Genomic DNA, 18,539 nt, shown 5'->3' with positions numbered 1-18,539 from the left:
GCGTCTCGTGTCCCAGCGAGCAGGGCAGCGGTTGCGCTATGGCGAGTCGACGCGCGTGATCGTGGCGGCCGGCGGATCGGGGAAGTGCGCGCGCAGGCGTTGCCACAACTTCATTCCTTCGACGGTGCCGGCAGAGCCGCAGGTGCGCGAGCGGGCGTGGTAGCGGCCCAGCACGCAGGCCTCTAGATAGACGATGCTGCCGTCGAGGCAATGACGATCGGTCTGCGGCGCGACCCATAAGGCCGGTGCGCTCCAGGCCTCGCGCACGTCGGCCAGATCCGCCTTACGTACGGTGCGCCGCAACACGGGCCGCAGTTCAAGGGTGCGCAGGACTTCGCCTGGTTTCGGCTCCGGCGCCATCACAGGAAATCCGTCGACGATGGTCACGTCCAGCCAATCGCCGGACGAGGTCATCTCGATGCTCCAAATCTTTTGATCCTTCACGAACCAGTGGTCGCCGATCAGCGCGGCATAAGTTTCCGCGGGCTCGCCGGGCTTTCCGGCCCCGCAGCGCTGCACCAAGGAGCGATCCGCATTGGACGGGAGATGATGCTGGAGGCCGTCGCTGAAGTTGCCTATCAACAAATCGCGGATCGGATACTCGGACGCATCCATGCCGCCTTCGGGTATCGGAATCCAGGATGCATGCTCGGATACGCGGACGGGCGGCTGCGGGCGCGTCGCCACCCAGCCGGCCGCCGAGACAATCGCCAATGCGATCGTCCACAGCGCGACGCGCGATGCGCGGACGGTCACGCTCAGAGATTCTGGTAATTCGGCCCCGAGCCGCCTTCCGGCGTGACCCAGGTGATGATCTCGTAGGGGTCCTTGATGTCGCAGGTCTTGCAGTGCACGCAGTTGGCGGCGTTGATCTGCAGGCGCTTGCCTTCGGCCTCTTCGACGATCTCGTAGACGCCGGCGGGGCAGAAGCGGGTGCAGGGGTTGCCGTATTCCTCGGCGCAGCGGGTCACGCAGATCGAGGTGTCGGCGACCTTGAGGTGCACGGGCTGATCTTCATCGTGCTCGGTGGCGGCGAAGTAGACGCCGGCCAGGCGGTCGCGCGGCGCCAGGGTGCGGTCGACGTAATCGCGCTTGGGCTTTTCGGCGTCCTCGAGCTTCTGCAGCGAGGACCAGTCGGGCTTGTTCTTCAGCGTCCACGGCGACAGCCCGCCGGTGACGGTTTCCCAGGCCGCGTTGAGCATGCCGAACCACAGGCCGCGCTTGAACGCGGGCTTGATGTTGCGGACCTTCTTGAGCTCGTCCATCGCCGGCGAGGCGCGCAGCTTGGCGTCGTAGCCTTCCGGCGCGAGTTCGGACGCGGCCAGGTGTTCGGCGGCGAGCATGCCGCTGCGGATCGCCTGATGGGTGCCCTTGATCTTGGGCACGTTGAGCAGGCCGGCGGTGTCGCCGATCAGCAGCGCGCCCGGCATCTCGACCTTGGGCAGCGACTGCCAGCCGCCGGTGACGATCGCACGCGCGCCGGCCGAGACCAGGTTGCCGCCTTCGAGCAGGGGCTTCACGGTCGGGTGGTTCTTCCATTGCTGGAAGGCTTCCCAGGGCTTGTAGTCGGGGTCGCGGTAGTCGAGGCCGCTCACATAGCCCAGGGCGATGCGGCCCTTGTCCAGGTGATACAGGAAGCTGCCGCCGTAGGTGTGGTTGTCGGCCGGCCAGCCGAAGCTGTGCACGACCTTGCCCGGGGTGACGCGGTCTTCCGGCACCTGCCACAGTTCCTTGATGCCGATCGAATAGCCCTGCGGGTCGCTGTTCGCGTCCAGGCCGAAGCGCTTGATCAGGCGCTTGGTCAGGTGGCCGCGCGCGCCCTCGGCGAATACGGTGACCTTGGCGCGGATGTCGATGCCTGCGGTGTAGCCGGGCTTGTGCGATCCGTCCTTGGCCACGCCCATGTCGCCGATGCGCACGCCGACCACGCGGCCGTCGGCGTCGTGCAGGGTTTCGGAGGCGGCGAAGCCGGCGTAGATCTCCACGCCCAGCGCCTCGGCCTGCGGCGCCAGCCAGGCGCAGGTCGCGCCCAGGCTCACGATCACGTTGCCGTGGTGGTTGTTCATGCCCGGCGGCACCGGCAGGCGGCGCGCGCCTTCCTTGGTCAGCAGCCAGAACTCGTCCTGGGTGACCGGCACGCAGATCGGCGGCGGGTTGTCGCGCCAGTTCGGCAGCAGCGCGTCCAGCGGGCCGGTCTCGATCACCGCGCCGGACAGGATGTGGGCGCCGATGGTGCTGGACTTCTCGATCACGCAGACCGAGATTTCCGGGTTGATCTGCTTGAGGCGGATCGCGAACGACAGGCCGGCCGGACCGGCGCCGACGGTGACGACGTCGTACTCCATGACGTCGCGCTCGACCTCGGCGGGGTTGGGGCTGTGTTCGCTCATGCTGGCTCTCCGCTTGCTGAGGCTGGAATTGTCGCGGGTTTGGGCCCCGAGCTCAAAGCCGGCCCCTGTCCGGACCCGCGAATGCGGCGCCGACGGTATGCTCGACGCCGCCTCCCTCTGGCCTTTGCGTATGACCGGCCCCGCCTCTCCCCCCGCCAAGGATGCGCGCGCGCCCGCCACGCCGCGCCTGTTCCTGGCCGAGGTCGATGCCGCCCACGACGCCGTGTACGAGGCGCAGCTGGGCCTGCTGGACGCGGACGAGCGCGCGCGCCTGGCGCGGCTGCGCCTGGCGCCGGTGCGGCGCGAGGCCCTGGTCGCGCGCCTGCTGCTGCGCCACGCGCTGTCGGCCTGCCGGCCGCGGCCGCCGCAGGACTGGCGTTACCTGCGCGGCGTCTATGGGCGCCCGCGCGTGGCGGATGCGCCGGAACTGAGTTTCAGCCTGTCGCATTGCGCGGGTCTGGTCGGCTGCCTGGTCGCGCCGGGCGGGCGCGTGGGCCTGGATCTGGAACCGCGCGCGCGCGACACCCAGGAGCTGTGGAACGCGCGCACCTTGGCGCCGGACGAGCTGGCCGCGCTGCTCGCGCAAGCGCCCGAGCAGCGCGCCGATGCCTTTCTGCGCAGTTGGACCCTGAAGGAGGCCTGCGCCAAGGCCGGCGGCCGCGGCCTGCGGTTGCCGTTCGAGCGCATCGCCTTCGCGCACGCGGACGATGGCGCGCCGCGCCTGCAGCGCGATCGCGCGGTGCCGCCGGCATGGCGGTTCTGGAGTTTCCGGCTGGGCGCGGCGCATATCGGCGCGATCGCCGTGCGCCGCCGTCGCGTCGCCGCGCAGGCGATAACGATCGAGAGCGTGCCGGCCTTGCCCTATCGCGGCGCCGGCCGCGTGCTGCGGCCGGCCGATCCGTTCTGAGCGCGATCAGCGCCGCGCGCTGCGCGGGTGCTCGGCCTGTTCGTGGGCGTTGCCGCTGCTGAGGATCCAGCCGCCGAGGTCGCGGGTGATCGCGGCCAGGGCGCCGTCGAAGGCGGCGACCACGTCCGGCACCGCGGTGGTGGACGCGCGCTGGCTCTGCACGAAGGTGCGCGCGGCTGCGATCTTCTGGTCGCTGTTGTGCAGCAGCTTGGCGCTGACTTCGATGGTCGCCGAAGGCAGCGCCTGGCCGTTGTAGTCGGATTCGAAGCGGCGCAGGTCCAGCACCAGCTTGTAGTCGGCGGCCACGCCGCTGCCCTGGCGCGCGACCGCGTCGATCCGGCCGGAGTCCTCCAGCGCGCGCAGCAGCGCGTCCTGCAGCATCTCGCCCGGCGGCTTGGCCCAGCCGGCGCCCTTGTAGACCTGCATCTCGTTCGGGGTCGGGCGCACCGCGATGCGCAGGCTGTCGATCATGCGCGCCGAGGTCGGCGGCGTCAGCGACAGCTGCCAGTCGGCGTTGGGCCAGGCGGCGTCGGCCTGCACGCGCGGATCGGGCGCGTACAGGGTGGAGCGCTCCTTGGGCTTGTCGCCCAGGATCGAACACGCGCTCAGGCTCAACAGCAGGCTCAGGCCGGCGGCGCGGCGCAGCAGCGCGTAAGGGCGGGGCAGGGGGCGAGAGGTCATTGCGGCTCGAACTCCTTCTGGGCGTCGCGGCCGAGCAGGTAGCGGGTCGGGTTGCTGTCGATGCGGTCGCTGATGCGGCGCAGGTCGCGCACCAGCACGCGCAGCTCGGCCAGGGTCGGGCCGAGCTGGGCCAGGCCGTCGTTGGCGAAGCTGCTGATCGCGGCGCGGTTGTCGTTGAGGATGCCGTTGGCGCCGTTGGCGGCCGAATCCAGGCGGGTCAGGGTGCTGTCGAGCTTGGAGATCAGGCCCGGCAGCTTGGCGACCAATTCGCGGTCGACGTTCTTGACCGCCTGGTTGGTGGTGTCCAGGGTCGCCGACAGTTGTTCGCTGGATTTGCGCGCGTTGACGATCAGCGCGCGCAGGTCCTCGCGCTGGTCGGCGATCGAGCCGGTCATGGCCTCGATGTTGGACAGCGTGTTCGACACCCGCTTGACGTTCTCGTCGCTGAGCACCTGGTCCAGGCGCGCGACCAGGCGGTTGGCGGTGTCGGCGATGTTCTGCAGCGCCGAAGCCTCGGTCTGGATCACCGGGATTTCGCGGCGGTCGACGTCGGCCAGGGCCGGGCTGCCGGGGCTGCCGCCGGTGAGCTGGATGATCGGGCTGCCGGTGATGCCGGTCAGCGACAGTTTGGCGCGGGTGTCGGCCTTGATCGGCGCGTCGGCCTGCAGGCGCAGCTGCGCGATCACCCGGCGCGGGTCGTCCGGCGCCAGGCGCAGCAGCTTCACCGTGCCGACCGAGATGCCGTTGTATTGCACGGTGCTGCCTTCCGACAGGCCGGTCACCGGTTCGTTGAAGATCACCGCGTACTCGCGCCAGCTTTTCTCGGACGAGTATTTGGCGGCCCACAGCGCGAACAGCAGCAGGAACAGCGTCGCGATGATCGTGAACGCGCCGATGAGGACGTAATTGGCCTTGGTTTCCATCAGGCACCTGAGACGATGAGGCCCGGCGGGCGGTCCGTGACGGACATCATGCCAGCATGGGGTAAGTGAACGCGGTGAAGTGCAGCAGGTTGAATCCGAAATGGGTCAGCATCGCGGCCTGCAATCCGCCGCGGCGGTAGGCCAGGCCGTAGCCGGCGCCGGCCACCGTGGCCAGCAGCGCCCAGGCCCAGCCGCCGGCCAGATGGACCAGGCCGAACGCGAGCGCGGCGATCGCGATCGCGGCCGCGTCACCCCAGCGCCGTTCGCGCCACTGCCGGCTCAGGCCTTCCTGCAGATAGCCGCGGAACAGCGCTTCCTCGGCCAGGGTCACCAGCAGCAGATTGTTGAGCGCCCACAGCGGGCCCCAGCTCGGCCACTTCGGCGCCCAGGCGATCTGGCCCAGCGCGTAGGCCACGCCCAGGCACAGCAAAGCCACGCCCAGGCCGGCCGGCAGGGCGGCCTTGAACCAGTCCGCGAGCGGCCGCTCGCGCTGCACCCCGGCCCAGACCAGCACCAGCCAGAAACCGACCAGGGGCTTGTCGAGATTGAGGTACATGCTGAATTCGATCGCATCGGGCGTGACCCAGGTCGGCGCGATCGCGAGCGGATTGTGGAAGCCCGGCGCCGCATGGAAGCCCAGCGCCAAGGCCACCGCCACGAACAGGACGTGTCCGCCGATGCGCGCGGCCTTCGGCCGCGCCGCCCCCACCATCCAGCCGGCCAGCGCCAGCAGCGCCAAGGCGATCAGCGCACGCGCATCGAGCTGGCCCAGCGCGAAGCCGGCCACGCCGGCGAGCGCCAGCAGGGCGAGGCTGGCGATGCGCGCGCGCGGCCACCACAGCAGCAGCGAGGCCAGCGCGAGCGCGGCCCACGGCAGGTGATCGAGGGGGGCGAGCGCGGGGGAGAGGGTGGAATACAAACCTGGGCGTCCTTGCGTGCGGCGGCGTCAGCGTTCGGCGGCCGCCGCGTATTTGTCGCGCGCGACCTGGGCGGCGCGCGCGCGCGGGCCGTGGAAGTATTCGTGCGCCCAGGGGTGGTCGAGCTTCTCGATCTCGGCCATGGGCGCGCAGGCGATCACCTTACGGTCGGCGAGCACGGCGATGCGGTCGCAGATCGCGTACAGGGTGTCGAGGTCGTGGGTGATCAGGAACACCGTCAGCCCCAGCGCCTGCTGCAGGGTGCGGATCAGGCGGTCGAACGCGGCCGCGCCGATCGGGTCCAGGCCGGCGGTGGGCTCGTCCAGGAACAGCAGCGGCGGATCCAGCGCCAGCGCGCGCGCCAGGCCGGCGCGCTTGCGCATGCCGCCGGACAGCTGCGAGGGCAGCTTGTTGATCGCATCGGCGGGCAGGCCGGCCAGCTTGACCTTGAGCAGGGACAATTCGTAGCGCAGGGTGTCGGGCAGGTCGCCGTGGTACTCCTTCAGCGGCACCTGCACGTTCTCGCCCACGGTCAGCGAGGAGAACAGCGCGCCGTCCTGGAACAGCACGCCGGTGTTGCGCTCGATCTCGCGCCGACGCAGCGGATCCTCGCTGCGCGCGTCGATGCCGAGCACCTCGATGCTGCCTTCGTCGGGGCGGCGCAGGCCCAGGATGGAGCGCATCAGCACCGACTTGCCGGTGCCCGAGCCGCCGACCACGCCCAGGATCTCGCCGGGCTTCACGTCCAGGTCCAGGCCGTCGTGCACGGTCTGCTCGCCGAAGCGATTGACCAGGCCGCGCACGCGGATGATCGGCGTGTTGGCGTCGATGTGGTCGCGCGGGTCGTCGATGGGCTCGCTCAAAATCCGACCTCCATGAACCAGATCGCGGCGAAGGCGTCGATGATGATGACCAGCGAGATCGCCTGGACCACGCTGGAGGTGGTGCGCTCGCCGACCGACTGCGCGGTGCCCTCGACCTGCAGGCCTTCCAGGCAGCCGATCAGGCTGATCAGCAGGGCGAACACCGGCGCCTTGGACAGGCCGACCAGGAAATGGCGCAGCTCCATGGTCTCGTGCATGCGCGCCAGGTACTGCTGGGGCGGGATGTCGAGGTTGTAGGCGCCCACGGTCAGGCCGCCGAGCAGGCCGAAGATCATCGCCACGAAAGTCAGCAGCGGCAGCATCACCAGCAGGGCCAGCACGCGCGGGATCACCAGCAGGTCGATCGGGTCCATGCCCAGGGTGCGGATCGCGTCGACTTCCTCGCGGCTGACCATGGCGCCGATCTGGGCGGTGAAGGCGCTGGCGGTGCGGCCGGCCAGCACGATCGCGGTCAGCAGAACGCCGAACTCGCGCAGGAACGAGATGCTGACCAGCTCGACCACGAAGATGGTGGCGCCGAAGTCGCGCAGGATGGTCGCGCCCAGGAACGCCACCACCGCGCCGACCAGGAAGCACAGCAGCGCGATCAGCGGCACCGCGTCCAGGCCGACCTGCTCCATGTGGTGCACGGTCGCGGTCGGGCGGAAGCGGCCCGGGTCCTTGAACAAACGCAGCATCTTGACCAGCGTTTCGCCGAAGAAGGCGATCAGCGCCAGCACTTCCTTCCAGTTGTCGGTGACCGCGTAGCCCAGGCGCGCGAGCGCGGCATAGACGCCGTACTCGCGCTTCTTCTTGGGGCGCTCGTCGGCGACGTCCTCGATCGCGCTGACCAGGGCGCGGTGGTTGTCGTGGAAGTCGAAGCCGTCGAAATCCAGCTCGCGCCGGCGCGCGAAGCGCATCAGCTGCAGCACGCCCACCGAGTCCAGGCGCTCGACCGCGCTGGCGTCGATCGTGGTCGCGTCGTGCGGCGCGCTGTGCAGCGCGGCCGAGATCGCGTTGGCGTTCTCCAGCGTCCAGCGTCCGGATAGCCGCAGCCGCGACGGCGTCTGGGCGTCGGCGGCGATCTGCGGCGTGTGCGTGGACGGTGCGGTCATAGGCTCTCCGGCGGAGGATACAGGCTAGGAACGACGAGGTGAGGGCGGCGTGCGCGTGCGCGGGCCGTCCGCGGGCTGACTCGGCGTGCGATCGCGCTGCCCATGCGGCACGCCCGCATGCGATGCTTTCGCGCATGTCGACACCCGATTCCTCGAGCGCGCCGCCCGCCCCACTGAGCGCCACCAGCTACGCCGCGCGTATCGGCTTCGTGGTCGAACTGGCCGAGCGCCTGCACGCCTACGGCACCACCGCGCAGCGCCTGGAAGGCGCGGTGTCGGCGGTGGCGCAGCGGCTGCGCCTGGAGTGCGAGCCCTGGTCGAATCCGACCGGCCTGATCCTGACCTTCAGCGACCCCCACCGACCGCCCGGCGAAAGCGACACCACCCGCGTGATCCGGATGCCGCCGGGCGAGAACGACCTCTACAAGCTCAGCGAGACCGACCGCATCGCCGAGGACGTGATGGCCGGGCGGCTCGACCTGGCCGCCGGCCACGCCGCGCTGCAAGCGCTGGACCGGCCGCGCACCACGCGTTGGCGCGCGATGCAGGTGCTGGCCTTCGGCCTGGCCGCGGCCGCGGTCGGCGGGCTGTTGCGCCTGCCCTGGGCGGACATCGCGGTGGCCGGCGTGAACGGCCTGCTGATCGGCCTGCTGATCGACTGGTCGGGCGCGCGGCCGCGGTTCAAAGAGGCATTGGAGGCGGTCGCCGGCATGGTCGCGGCCATGGTCGCGGTACTGGTGGCCAGTTTCCTGGTGCCCTTGAACCAGAACACCGTGATCATCGCCTCGCTGATCGTGCTGCTGCCCGGCATGGCGCTGACCAATGCGGTCAACGAACTCACCAGCCAGCACCTGGTCTCGGGCACGGCGCGTTTCGCCGGTGCGCTAACCACCGTGGTCAAGCTCGCGGTCGGCACCATCATCGCGCTGTACCTGGGCGAGCTGGTCGGCCTGTCGCCGGCGATCCAGGCCTCGCGTCCGCAACCGGCCTGGGTCGAGTGGTGCGGGCTGGCGGTGGCCTCGTACGCGTTCGCGGTGCTGTTCCGCGCCCACCGCAGCGATTATCCGAAAGTGATGGCCGCGGCCGCCTGCGGTTATCTGATTTCGCGTTTCGCCGGCGAAGCCTGGGGCAGTCCGGCCGGCATCTTCCTGGCCGCGCTGGCGCTGACCGCGGCCGGCAACGCCTACGCGCGCTGGGGCAACCGGCCCGGCGCGATCGTGCGTGTGCCCGGCATCATCATGCTGGTGCCGGGCAGCGTCAGCCTGCGCGGCCTGCTGACCCTGATCCAGCAGCAGGACATGGAAGTCGGCCAGGACGCGGTGCTGGCGGTGATCAACATCCTGCTGGCCCTGATCGCCGGCCTGTTGTTCGGCAATCTGCTGTTGCCGGCGCGGCGCAATCTGTAGGCCGCGGGGATAATCGGGGCGGATATTCGACTAAAGTCGCAGCTTGTCGCCCCGATAATCCCGGTTCCGATAACGAAAACGCCGGCGCGAGGCCGGCGTTTTCATTGCGACGGCGCGTTCGCGGCGCCGGACTTATTTGATCAGGAACTCGTCGAGCTTGCGGCCGTTGCCGGTATAGGCGGCCAGCCAGCGCGGCTGCTTGCCGCGGCCGGTCCAGGTTTCGCCGGTGTTGGCCGGGTTGCGGTACTTCGGCGCGACCTTGCCCAGCGGCTTGCGGGCCTTGCGCGCGACCGCCGGCTTGGCGGCCTTGGCGCGCCCGCTGGGGGCGCTGGCGCCGTTGCCGAACAGCTCGGCGATGTCGTAGCCCTCGGCCTTGGCGAGCTGGGTCAGCTTCTTGCGCACCGCCGCGATCGGCTTGCGTTTGCTGAGCGTGGTCTTGCGCTTCTTGGCCTGCGAGATCAGTGATTCGAGTTCTTTCGCGGACAGCGAGTTCAGGTCGATCGACATGGGGGGCTCCGGTTGCAATATCGGGTTGGATTATCTGCCGGTCCATGGCGTGCGCCTGCATATTAATGGCCTGGCGCGACGGAAGTAAATCTCCCGGGGGTTTCCCGGGAGTTTCTAGCTCGGATAATCCAGCGCGTTCGGCCGGCTCAGGCGGTCGCGGTCAGGCGCGCGAACAGGCGCTCGCGGTCGAGGTGTTCGGCCTCGGCGGCGCGGCGCGCGCGGTACTCGTAGGTGCCGGCGGCCAGGCCGCGTTCGGAGACCACGATGCGGTGCGGAATGCCGATCAGCTCCATGTCCGCGAACATCGCGCCCGGGCGCAGGCCGCGGTCGTCCAGCGCGGTTTCGATGCCGGCGGCATTGAGATCGCGGTACAGCGCGGCGGCGGCGTCGGCGACGCCGGCGTCGTTCTTGGGATTGATCACGCACACCACCGCCGCCCACGGCGCCATCGCCTCGGGCCAGCAGATGCCGGCCTCGTCGTGGTTCTGCTCGATCGCGGCGGCGACGATGCGCGACACGCCGATGCCGTAGCAGCCCATCGCCGGCACCGCGGCCTTGCCGGTCTCGTCGAGCACGCTGAGTTTCATCGCCTCGGCGTACTTGCGGCCGAGCTGGAACACATGGCCGACCTCGATGCCGCGGCCGATGCGCAGGCGGCCCTTGCCGTCGGGCGAGGGATCGCCCTCGACCGCGTTGCGCACGTCGGCGACTTCGTCGGGCTCGGTCAGATCGCGGCCCCAATTGACGCCGGCCAGGTGGTAGCCGTTTTCGTTGGCGCCGACCACGAAATCGGCCATGGCGGCGACGCCGCGGTCGGCGACCACGCGGATTTTCTTGGGCGGCGCGACCGGGCCGAGGAAACCGGGATTGGCGCCCAGGTGCTCGAGTATCTCGGCCTCGGTCGCCAGGCGGTATTCGCCCAGGCCGGCGAGCTTGCGCAGTTTGATTTCGTTGACCACGTGGTCGCCGCGCACCAGCACCAGCGCGAACTGGGCCTGGCCGTCGGCATCCGCGCCGACGATAGCGACCGACTTGACCGTGCGCTCCAGGCCGATGCCCATCAGCGCGGCCACCTCCTCGCAGGTCTTCTGGGTCGGCGTATCGACCTTGCGCAGCGTCTCGGCCGCCGTGGCGCGCGCGCCCGGCGACACGGCCTCGGCCAGCTCGACGTTGGCGGCGTAATCGGAGCCGTCGGAGAACGCGATGGCGTCCTCGCCCGAGTCGGCGACCACATGGAATTCGTGCGAGGCGCTGCCGCCGATCGCGCCGGTATCGGCGAACACCGCGCGGAACTGCAGGCCCAGGCGGGTGAAGATGCGGCCGTAGGCGTCGTACATGTTGCGGTACTCGCGGCCCAGGTCCTCGTCGCTGAGATGGAAGGAATAGGCGTCCTTCATCAGGAACTCGCGCGCGCGCATCACGCCGAAACGCGGGCGGATCTCGTCGCGGAACTTGGTCTGGACCTGATAGAAGTTGACCGGCAGCTGCTTGTAGCTGGACAGCTCGTTGCGCGCGAAGTCGGTGATGACCTCCTCGGCGGTGGGCGCGTAGCAGTACTCGGCTTCCTTGCGGTCCTTGAGCTTGAGCAACTGGCCGCCGAACTTCTCCCAGCGTCCGGTTTCCTCCCACAGCTCGCGCGGCTGCACGGTCGGCATCAGCACCTCGATCGCGCCGGCGGCGTCCATTTCCTCGCGCACCGCGCGCTCGACCTTGCGCAGTACGCGCAGGCCCAGCGGCGACCAGGTGTACAGGCCGGCGGCGAGCTTGCGGATCATGCCGGCCTTGAGCATCAGCTTGTGGCTGACGACTTCGGCGTCGGCGGGGGTTTCCTTGCTGGTATGGAGATGGAACTGCGACAGACGCATCGGCGGGAATTCGAAACCGGAGGGGAACCCCCATTCTGCCGTGCGCGCGCTCGTCGCGCGAATGCGCCGGTTCAGTCGCGGTCGCCGTGGACTTCGATGCCGGCCTGCGGCGCCCGCGCCACGCGCTGGTAAGGCAGGCCCTTGGGCGGGCGTTCGCCGACATGGAGCTGGCCGGAGGCGTCGCGCCAGCGGTACAGCGGCGGCTCGGCGGCCTCGGCGCGGGCCCGGGCGTCGGCCTGGGCCCGGCGGGTCGGGGCCGGCTCGTCGCGAGCGGCCCACCAGGCCAGGCCAGCGCCGAGCACGATGCCCGCGACGATGGCCCAGCCCAGTTTCATCGGCTTACATCTGTTGGGCAGCGGCGGCGGCGACGGCCGGCTTGCAATAGGCGGCGATCGAGGCCTCGGCCAGCTTGACCTGGGCGGCGCGCTGCTCCGGCGTGAAGGCGGAATCGGCCTTGCCGTCCTTGTCGGTGTCCAGGCCGATCGGGGCGTTGCTCTGCAGCTGCTTGAGGTTGCTGCGCGCGGTGGTGCATTCGGCGCTTTCGGTCGGCTTGGCCTGGGTCACCGAGGGCGCGCCGGTCTTGTGCTGGATCTGGCGGCCCTTGACGTTGCCCTGGTTGGCCGGCGGCGAGTCGGAGTAGTGGGTGACGCCGTTGGCGTCCTTCCACTGGTAGACCTCGCCCGCGGCGGCCGGCAGGGCCAGCGCCAGCAGGGCGGCGGCCAGCCACGCGTGGCGCGACGGACGGGGGGTGGGAATGCGGGTCGGGCAGGGCATGGTCGGCTCCGGGCAGGTCGGTGCTGGACGGTGGCGGGTAGGGGGACTACAGGGGGAATGCCGATTGCAGCACCGTGCCGGCGCGCAGGCAAGCGCTACACTTCCGTTATGGAACCTACGCCTACGCCTCGACCGCGCGGACGCGGCATTTATTTGCTGCCCAATTTGTTCACCACCGGCGGCCTGTTCGCCGGCTTCTACGCCATCATCTCGGCCACCCAGGGCCGGTATGGCGACGCCTGCATCGCGATCTTCATCGCCGCGATCCTGGACGGCGTCGACGGCCGGGTCGCGCGCCTGACCAATACCCAGAGCGAATTCGGGGTCCAGTACGACTCCCTGGCCGACCTGATCAGCTTCGGCCTGGCGCCCTCGTTGGTGATGTACCACTGGGCGCTGGAGGCGATGAAGCACGACGGTCCGATGCCGGGCAAGATCGGCTGGATCGCCGCCTTCCTGTACGCCGCCTGCGCCGCGCTGCGGCTGGCGCGCTTCAATTCCCAGGTCGGCCAGGTCGACAAGCGCTGGTTCATCGGCCTGGCCAGCCCGGCCGCGGCGGGCCTGGTCGCCAGTTTCGTATGGACCTGCGACGAACTGGGCTGGACCGGCGACGAGCTGCGCTACGTCGCCCTGGCCGTGACCGTGATCGCCGGCCTGCTGATGGTCAGCCGGCTGCGCTATTTCAGCTTCAAGGGCGGCGGCCCCAAGCACGACCGGGTGCCGTTCCTGGCGATCCTGGTGGTGGTGGTGGTGGTGATCGCGATCGCGATCGACCCGCCCAGCGTGCTGCTGCTGATCTTCGCGCCGTATGCCTTGTCCGGCCCGGTCTACGCGCTGTACCGGCGCGCGCGCCGGCTGCCGCCGGCCGACACGGGGACCGCCACGTGAGTTTGTGGAGCGCGCAACAACGCGAGTGGCTGCAGGCGCTGGGCCACCCGGCGCTGGCGCTGGCGTCGACCGCGCCGGAAGCGCCGCCGCCGCCGCGCGCGGAAGCGCCGGCCGCGCCCGAGCGCGCGCGCGCCGAGTTGCGCGCACCCACGGCAGAACGCGCGCCGGAGCGTCCCGTCGAACGCGCGCCGACCGCCGCCGCGCGCGCCGACGACGCCCTGCTGCGCGCGGTGCTGCGCGCGGCCGGCCGCCGCCCCGATGCGGCGCCCGATGAGGCCGTGCTGAGCCTGTACGACGCCGCCACCCTGCGCGGCTATCCGGCCGCCAAGCGCGCCCTGTGGCCGCTGTTGCGCAGCCTGCGGCGAGGCTCCCGCCCATGAGCGCATTGGCCGCCGACGTCGACCGCGATTCTCCGGCCGCCGCGCTCCGGCCGATGCGCGAGGAGGATCTGGACGCGGTCCACGCGATCGAGATCCGCGCCTACGAATTCCCCTGGACGCTGGGCATTTTCCGCGACTGCCTGCGCGCCGATTACCCGTCCTGGGTGCTGTACCGCAAGGACCGCATCCTGGGCTATTTCCTGATGAGCCTGGCCGCCGGCGAGGCCCACATCCTCAATGTCTGCGTGGCCCCGGAGCAGCAGGGCCACGGCTACGGCCGCCGCCTGCTGCACGCGCTGCTGCAGATCGCGCGCGGGCGCGGCGCGCAGCGCGTGTTCCTGGAAGTGCGCCCGTCCAATCCGGGTGCGATCGCGCTCTACCACGCCGAAGGCTTCAACGAGATCGGCCGCCGCCCGCGCTATTACCCGGCCCGCGACGGCCGCGAGGACGCGCTGGTGATGGCGATGGAATTGTTGGCGGACGAAGGCTGAGCGAATGCGGCCGGCACCATGGCCCCTTGCGTGGCTGCTGGCCGGTTTGGCGCTGGCGCCCGCGTCGGCGTCCGAGCCGGCGCCCGGCGTGCGCCTGCTGACCTCGGCGCCGACCTGCGCGCACAGGCGGCTGGGCCAGGTGTCGGTGACGCTGGGCGAGAAGGCGCCCAACCTGCGCACGGGCATGCGTCCGTCCCCGGTCGACTATCGTCTGGCCTTCGACAAGCTGGCGCGAGCGGCACAGGCCAAGGGCGGCGACGCGGTGGTGTTGCGCGGCCACGAAGCGGCCTATGTCGCCAAGGGCGCGCGTGCCTCGCGCCGGCCCAGCTACGTGTCCCTGCAAGGCGCGGTGATCGCGCTCGCCAACCCCGACGCGGCCTGCGAGCTGGCCCTGCTCGATCCGCAAACGTTCGCACGCGAGGTGCTGGCGCGCGAAGCGCAGGACGTGGTCGAGGAAACGGGTATCGCGTTCTAGGCCTTGGCGATCGCCTTCCGCGTGATGGTGGCATCCGTGAGGTGCGCCTGCGGCTTACCGCCCGCTACGGCCCAAACAAAGCCCATCCTTGCGACCCGGCCGCACGCTTCCTGTAGGAGCGGCGTAAGCCGCGACCACGTCGTGGCCGAAGCTTCGCGGTCGCGGCTTGCGCCGCTCCTACCCCAAAGCAAAACCCATCCGCGACGCGGCCGCACGCTTCCTGTAGGAGCGGCGCAAGCCGCGACCGCGTCGTGGCCGAAGCTTCGCGGTCGCGGCTCACGCCGCTCCTACCCCGAAGCAAAACCCATCCTCGCGACACGGCCGCGCGCTTCCTGCAGGAGCGGCGCAAGCCGCGACCACGTCGTGGCCGAAGTTTCGCGGTCGCGGCTTGCGCCGCTCCTACCCCAAAGCAAAACCCATCCTCGCGACGCGGCCGTACGCTTCCTGTAGGAGCGGCGCAAGCCGCGACCGCGTCGTGGCCGAAGCTTCGCGGTCGCGGCTTGCGCCGCTCCTACCCCGAAGCAAAACCCATCCGCGACGCAGCCGCACGCTTCCTGTAGGAGCGGCGCAAGCCGCGACCACGTCGTGGCCGAAGTTTCGCGGTCGCGGCTTACGCCGCTCCTACCCCGAAGCAGAGCCGAGCCGCGACGCAGGCGCGCGCTTCCTGTGGGAGCGGCGTAAGCCGCGATGCTTTGCCCGCGCATGCCGCGGCCGTAGGGTGCGGTGACAACCGCACCATCGTCCTGTCGCCGGACCAACGTCGGTGCGGTGCGCCTATGGCTTACCGCACCCTACGCGCGCGCTCGCAATGCGCGCGTCGTCAACCCAGCTTCGCGCGCTGCGCCTGCAGGGCTTCGCGCTGCGCGCGCCAGTCGGCCAGGCGCTTGCGCTCCTGTTCGACCACGGCGGGCGGTGCGTTCTGGACGAAGGTCTCGCTGGACAGCTTGTTCTCGCACTTGCCGATCTCGCCGTCGACGCGCTTGATCTCCTTGTCCAGGCGGGTGCGCTCGGCGTCCAGATCGACCAGGCCTTCCAGCGGTACCAGCAGGGTCAGATCGCCGACCACGCCGGTCGCGGCGGCCGGCGTTTCGGCGTCGGCGGCCAGCGCCTCGACGCGCTCCAGGCGGGTCAGGAAGCGCAGCTGCGAGTCGAAGCGCGCGGCGCGCGCGCGGTCGCTGTCGCCGCCGCCGCACAGCAACAGCACGACGGTCTTGGACGGCGCCACGTTGAGCTCGCTGCGGATCTTGCGCAACGCGCTGACCATCGCCTTCAGCCACTCGACGTCGGCTTCGGCGCCGGCGTAGTCGGCACCGAAATCCGTGGCCCGCGGGTAGGGCCGCAGCATGATCGTGTCCCCGGCGATGCCCAGGCGCGGCGCGACCTGCTGCCACAGCTCCTCGGTCACGAACGGGGTGAGCGGGTGCAGCAGCGACAACAGCCGCTCGAGCACGTACAGCAGGGTGTGGCGGGTGCTGTTCGCGGCGTCGAGATCCTCGCCCAGCAGGGCCGGCTTGGCCAGCTCCACGAACCAGTCGCAGAACTCGTTCCAGGCGAACTCGTACAGCGCCTGCGCGAGCAGGTCGAAACGGTAGGCGGCGAACTGGGTCTCGGCCTCGGCCGCGACCTGGGCCAGGCGCGCCAGGATCCAGCGCTCGGCGTCGGTCTTGGGCTCCGGCGCGCCGTTGAAGCTGGCGCCCTCGGTGTTCATCAGCACGAAGCGGGTCGCGTTCCACAGCTTGTTGCAGAAGTTTTTGTAGCCCTCGGCGCGGCCGAGGTCGAACTTGATGTCGCGGCCGGGGCCGGCCAGCGCGGTCATGGTGAAGCGCAGCGCGTCGGCGCCGAAGGCCGGGATGCCGTCGGGGAATTCCTTGCGCGTGGCCTTTTCGATCTTGGGCGCGTCCTGCGGCTTCATCAGGCCGGTGGTGCGCTTGGCGACCAGGGCCTCGGCGGTGATGCCGTCGATGATGTCCAGCGGGTCGAGAATGTTGCCCTTCGACTTCGACATCTTCTGGCCATCCTTGTCGCGGACCAGACCCGTGATGTAGACGTCGCGGAACGGCACGCGGCCGACCAGCTCGTCGGTCATCATGATCATGCGCGCGACCCAGAAGAAGATGATGTCGAAGCCGGTCACCAGCACGCTGGTCGGCAGCGCGATGTCGAAGCCCAGTTCGCCCATCTTGTCTTCGTTCGGCCAACCCTGCGTGCTGAACGGGAACATGGCCGAGGAGAACCAGGTTTCCAGCACATCCGGGTCCTGCACCAGCTCGATGCGATCCTTGATCTTCTCGTAGTGGTCCTGGCCGAGCGCGCGCAGCAGCTTTGCGTGAGCGGACAGCGCGGCTTCCGCTTCGGTGCGGGCGACCACCTCGCCGATGAGCAGCGTGAAATCCGCCTCGCCCGAGCGAACGGTCCAGGCGGGGATGCGATGGCCCCACCAGAGCTGGCGCGAAATCGTCCAGTCCTGGATGTTCTCCAGCCAATGGCGGTAGGTGTTGATCCAGTTCGCCGGGACGAACTTCACTTCGCCCGACTCGACGAGTTCGAGTCCGCGCTGGGCCAGGCTGTCCATCTTCACGAACCACTGGTCGGTCAGATAGGGCTCGATCACCTGGCCGCTGCGATCGCCGCGCGGCACCTGCAGGCGATGCGGTTTGACCTCGATCAGCAGTTCCGCGACATCCAGATCCGCGACGATGATCTTGCGCGCTTCGAAGCGGTCCAGGCCCCGATACGCGGCCGGGATGTACTTTTCGACGATCGCCGTCATGCCTTGTTCGGTGAACAAGGAGAAATCGTCCATGTACTGAGTCTGCTGCGGCGTGCAGCTATCAGGGGCGATCTTGGTGAAATTCGGATCGGCGGACGACAGCACGTGCTTGAGCGCGGTCGGGCCCGTGGTCGTCCAGACCGACGCATCCGGCGCGAAGATGTTGATCGACAGCAGCGAATGGCGCTGGCCCACCGCGTAGTCGTTGGCGTCGTGGGCGGGCGTGACCTTGACCACGCCGGTGCCGAAGGCGCGGTCGACGTAACTGTCGGTGATGACGGGGATACGGCGGCCGGTCAGCGGCAGATCGACGAACCTGCCATGGATCGCGGTGTAGCGTTCGTCCTCGGGGTGCACCATCACCGCGGTGTCGCCCAGCATGGTTTCCGGGCGGGTGGTGGCGACCACGACGTAATCGCGGATCTCGCGCAGGATTTCGTTGCCGTCGGCGTCGCGCTCGACATACTCGTAGCTCGCGCCGTCGGCCAAGGGATAGCGGATCGACCACATGTGGCCGTTCTCTTCCTCGTTGGCCACCTCCAGGTCGGAGATCGCGGTCTTCAGCACAGGGTCCCAGTTGACCAGGCGCTGGCCGCGGTAGATCAGCCCCTTCTCGTGCAGGCGCACGAAGGCTTCGGTGATCGCCTCCGAGGCCATCGGATCCATGGTGAACACGCTGCGCGACCAGTCGCCGCTGGCGCCCAGCCGGCGCATCTGCCGCTCGATGGTGCCGCCGGACTGCTGCTTCCAGGCCCACACCTTTTCGATGAACTTGTCGCGGCCCAGCGAATCGCGGGTCTCGCCCTTGCCTTCGAGGGCGAGGTTGCGGCCGACCACCATTTCCGTCGCGATGCCGGCATGGTCGGTGCCCATCTGCCACAGGGTGCGATAGCCGCGCATGCGGTAATAGCGGATCAGCGCGTCCTGCAGGGTGTGCTGGAAGGCGTGGCCCATGTGCAGGGTGCCGGTCACGTTGGGCGGCGGCAGCAGGATCGTGTACGCCGGACCCTCGCCGTGCGGCTGGAATACGCCGCTGCTCTCCCATTGCGCGTACAGGCGGGCTTCGAACTGTTTGGGGTCGTAGCTGGAGGCGAGGGTGTCGGTCATGGCATCAATCGATATAAGGCGGATCGGCGCCCCGTTCCGGATGCGGAGCGGGGTGGGGCGGGAGCGCGACGGCTTCCCGG

Annotated in this window: 17 protein-coding genes and 1 pseudogene; 6 read left to right on the top strand and 12 right to left on the bottom strand. The window is 69.7% G+C overall.

Annotated elements, in window-relative coordinates:
* Positions 1–36: 36 nt before the first annotated feature.
* Positions 37–756, bottom strand: coding sequence for a hypothetical protein (locus BMZ45_RS04070; protein ID WP_091632718.1), 720 nt, complete (start codon positions 754–756; stop codon positions 37–39).
* Positions 757–758: 2 nt separating this feature from the next.
* Positions 759–2,390 carry an electron transfer flavoprotein-ubiquinone oxidoreductase gene (locus BMZ45_RS04065; protein ID WP_091632715.1) on the bottom strand — a complete coding sequence of 544 codons (1,632 nt, stop codon included), beginning with the start codon at positions 2,388–2,390 and terminating at the stop codon, positions 759–761.
* Between the two features lie 130 nt (positions 2,391–2,520).
* Between BMZ45_RS04065 and BMZ45_RS04060 the strand changes: the two genes are divergently transcribed.
* Positions 2,521–3,297, top strand: a complete 777-nt coding sequence (locus BMZ45_RS04060) for a 4'-phosphopantetheinyl transferase family protein (protein WP_139215380.1) — start codon at positions 2,521–2,523, stop codon at positions 3,295–3,297.
* A 6-nt stretch (positions 3,298–3,303) separates the two neighbouring features.
* Here the strand turns inward: BMZ45_RS04060 and BMZ45_RS04055 are convergent, their stop codons facing one another.
* Genes BMZ45_RS04055 through BMZ45_RS04035 form a run of 5 tightly spaced genes read right to left on the bottom strand, consistent with a single transcriptional unit; the run spans position 3,304 to position 7,796 of the window.
* Positions 3,304–3,978 carry an ABC-type transport auxiliary lipoprotein family protein gene (locus BMZ45_RS04055; protein WP_091632712.1) on the bottom strand — a complete coding sequence of 225 codons (675 nt, stop codon included), beginning with the start codon at positions 3,976–3,978 and terminating at the stop codon, positions 3,304–3,306.
* Positions 3,975–4,901 carry an MlaD family protein gene (locus BMZ45_RS04050; protein WP_056098689.1) on the bottom strand — a complete coding sequence of 309 codons (927 nt, stop codon included), beginning with the start codon at positions 4,899–4,901 and terminating at the stop codon, positions 3,975–3,977. Before BMZ45_RS04050 ends, BMZ45_RS04055 begins: the two co-directional genes overlap by 4 nt.
* A gap of 46 nt (positions 4,902–4,947) precedes the next feature.
* Positions 4,948–5,820 carry a CPBP family intramembrane glutamic endopeptidase gene (locus BMZ45_RS04045; protein ID WP_091632709.1) on the bottom strand — a complete coding sequence of 291 codons (873 nt, stop codon included), beginning with the start codon at positions 5,818–5,820 and terminating at the stop codon, positions 4,948–4,950.
* Positions 5,821–5,847: 27 nt separating this feature from the next.
* On the bottom strand, positions 5,848–6,681 hold the full coding sequence (locus BMZ45_RS04040; RefSeq protein ID WP_254776523.1) for an ABC transporter ATP-binding protein: 834 nt from the start codon (positions 6,679–6,681) through the stop codon (positions 5,848–5,850).
* Positions 6,678–7,796: an ABC transporter permease gene (locus BMZ45_RS04035; RefSeq protein ID WP_091632706.1), complete on the bottom strand. Its 1,119-nt coding sequence runs from the start codon at positions 7,794–7,796 to the stop codon at positions 6,678–6,680. Before BMZ45_RS04035 ends, BMZ45_RS04040 begins: the two co-directional genes overlap by 4 nt.
* Positions 7,797–7,930: 134 nt before the next feature.
* Between BMZ45_RS04035 and BMZ45_RS04030 the strand changes: the two genes are divergently transcribed.
* Positions 7,931–9,202, top strand: coding sequence for a threonine/serine ThrE exporter family protein (locus BMZ45_RS04030; RefSeq protein WP_091634066.1), 1,272 nt, complete (start codon positions 7,931–7,933; stop codon positions 9,200–9,202).
* A 138-nt stretch (positions 9,203–9,340) separates the two neighbouring features.
* Here BMZ45_RS04030 and BMZ45_RS04025 read toward each other — a convergent pair.
* The 4 genes and pseudogenes from BMZ45_RS04025 to BMZ45_RS04010 form a co-directional block, all read right to left on the bottom strand.
* Positions 9,341–9,709, bottom strand: a pseudogene (locus BMZ45_RS04025) (H-NS histone family protein); the annotation flags it as partial.
* A 146-nt stretch (positions 9,710–9,855) separates the two neighbouring features.
* A complete protein-coding gene (locus BMZ45_RS04020; protein ID WP_091632701.1) occupies positions 9,856–11,574 on the bottom strand; it encodes a proline--tRNA ligase in 1,719 nt (572 codons plus the stop codon).
* Between the two features lie 71 nt (positions 11,575–11,645).
* Complete coding sequence (locus BMZ45_RS04015; protein ID WP_091632698.1) at positions 11,646–11,909, bottom strand: DUF4124 domain-containing protein; 264 nt, start codon at positions 11,907–11,909, stop codon at positions 11,646–11,648.
* Positions 11,910–11,913: 4 nt separating this feature from the next.
* Positions 11,914–12,348 carry a DUF4124 domain-containing protein gene (locus BMZ45_RS04010; protein ID WP_091632695.1) on the bottom strand — a complete coding sequence of 145 codons (435 nt, stop codon included), beginning with the start codon at positions 12,346–12,348 and terminating at the stop codon, positions 11,914–11,916.
* A 108-nt stretch (positions 12,349–12,456) separates the two neighbouring features.
* Here BMZ45_RS04010 and pssA point away from each other — a divergent pair, with 108 nt between their 5' ends.
* The 4 genes from pssA to BMZ45_RS03990 are packed head-to-tail and all read left to right on the top strand — an operon-like array spanning position 12,457 to position 14,582.
* Positions 12,457–13,236, top strand: coding sequence for a CDP-diacylglycerol--serine O-phosphatidyltransferase (pssA, locus tag BMZ45_RS04005; protein WP_091632693.1), 780 nt, complete (start codon positions 12,457–12,459; stop codon positions 13,234–13,236).
* The gene (locus BMZ45_RS04000; RefSeq protein WP_091632691.1) at positions 13,233–13,616 is read left to right on the top strand and encodes a hypothetical protein; all 384 of its coding nucleotides are present in this window, start codon (positions 13,233–13,235) and stop codon (positions 13,614–13,616) included. Before pssA ends, BMZ45_RS04000 begins: the two co-directional genes overlap by 4 nt.
* Positions 13,613–14,107, top strand: a complete 495-nt coding sequence (gene rimI / locus BMZ45_RS03995; RefSeq protein WP_091632688.1) for a ribosomal protein S18-alanine N-acetyltransferase — start codon at positions 13,613–13,615, stop codon at positions 14,105–14,107. The genes BMZ45_RS04000 and rimI overlap by 4 nt, the downstream gene beginning before the upstream one ends.
* A gap of 4 nt (positions 14,108–14,111) precedes the next feature.
* On the top strand, positions 14,112–14,582 hold the full coding sequence (locus tag BMZ45_RS03990) for a hypothetical protein (RefSeq protein WP_139215379.1): 471 nt from the start codon (positions 14,112–14,114) through the stop codon (positions 14,580–14,582).
* A gap of 820 nt (positions 14,583–15,402) precedes the next feature.
* Here the strand turns inward: BMZ45_RS03990 and BMZ45_RS03985 are convergent.
* Positions 15,403–18,459 carry a valine--tRNA ligase gene (locus BMZ45_RS03985; RefSeq protein WP_091632682.1) on the bottom strand — a complete coding sequence of 1,019 codons (3,057 nt, stop codon included), beginning with the start codon at positions 18,457–18,459 and terminating at the stop codon, positions 15,403–15,405.
* Positions 18,460–18,539 lie beyond the last annotated feature (80 nt).

This window comes from Lysobacter sp. cf310, from assembly GCF_900114355.1.
Lineage (GTDB): Bacteria > Pseudomonadota > Gammaproteobacteria > Xanthomonadales > Xanthomonadaceae > Lysobacter.
Note: the sequence above shows the minus strand (reverse complement) of the source record. Positions and strands in the feature narration are given on the sequence as shown.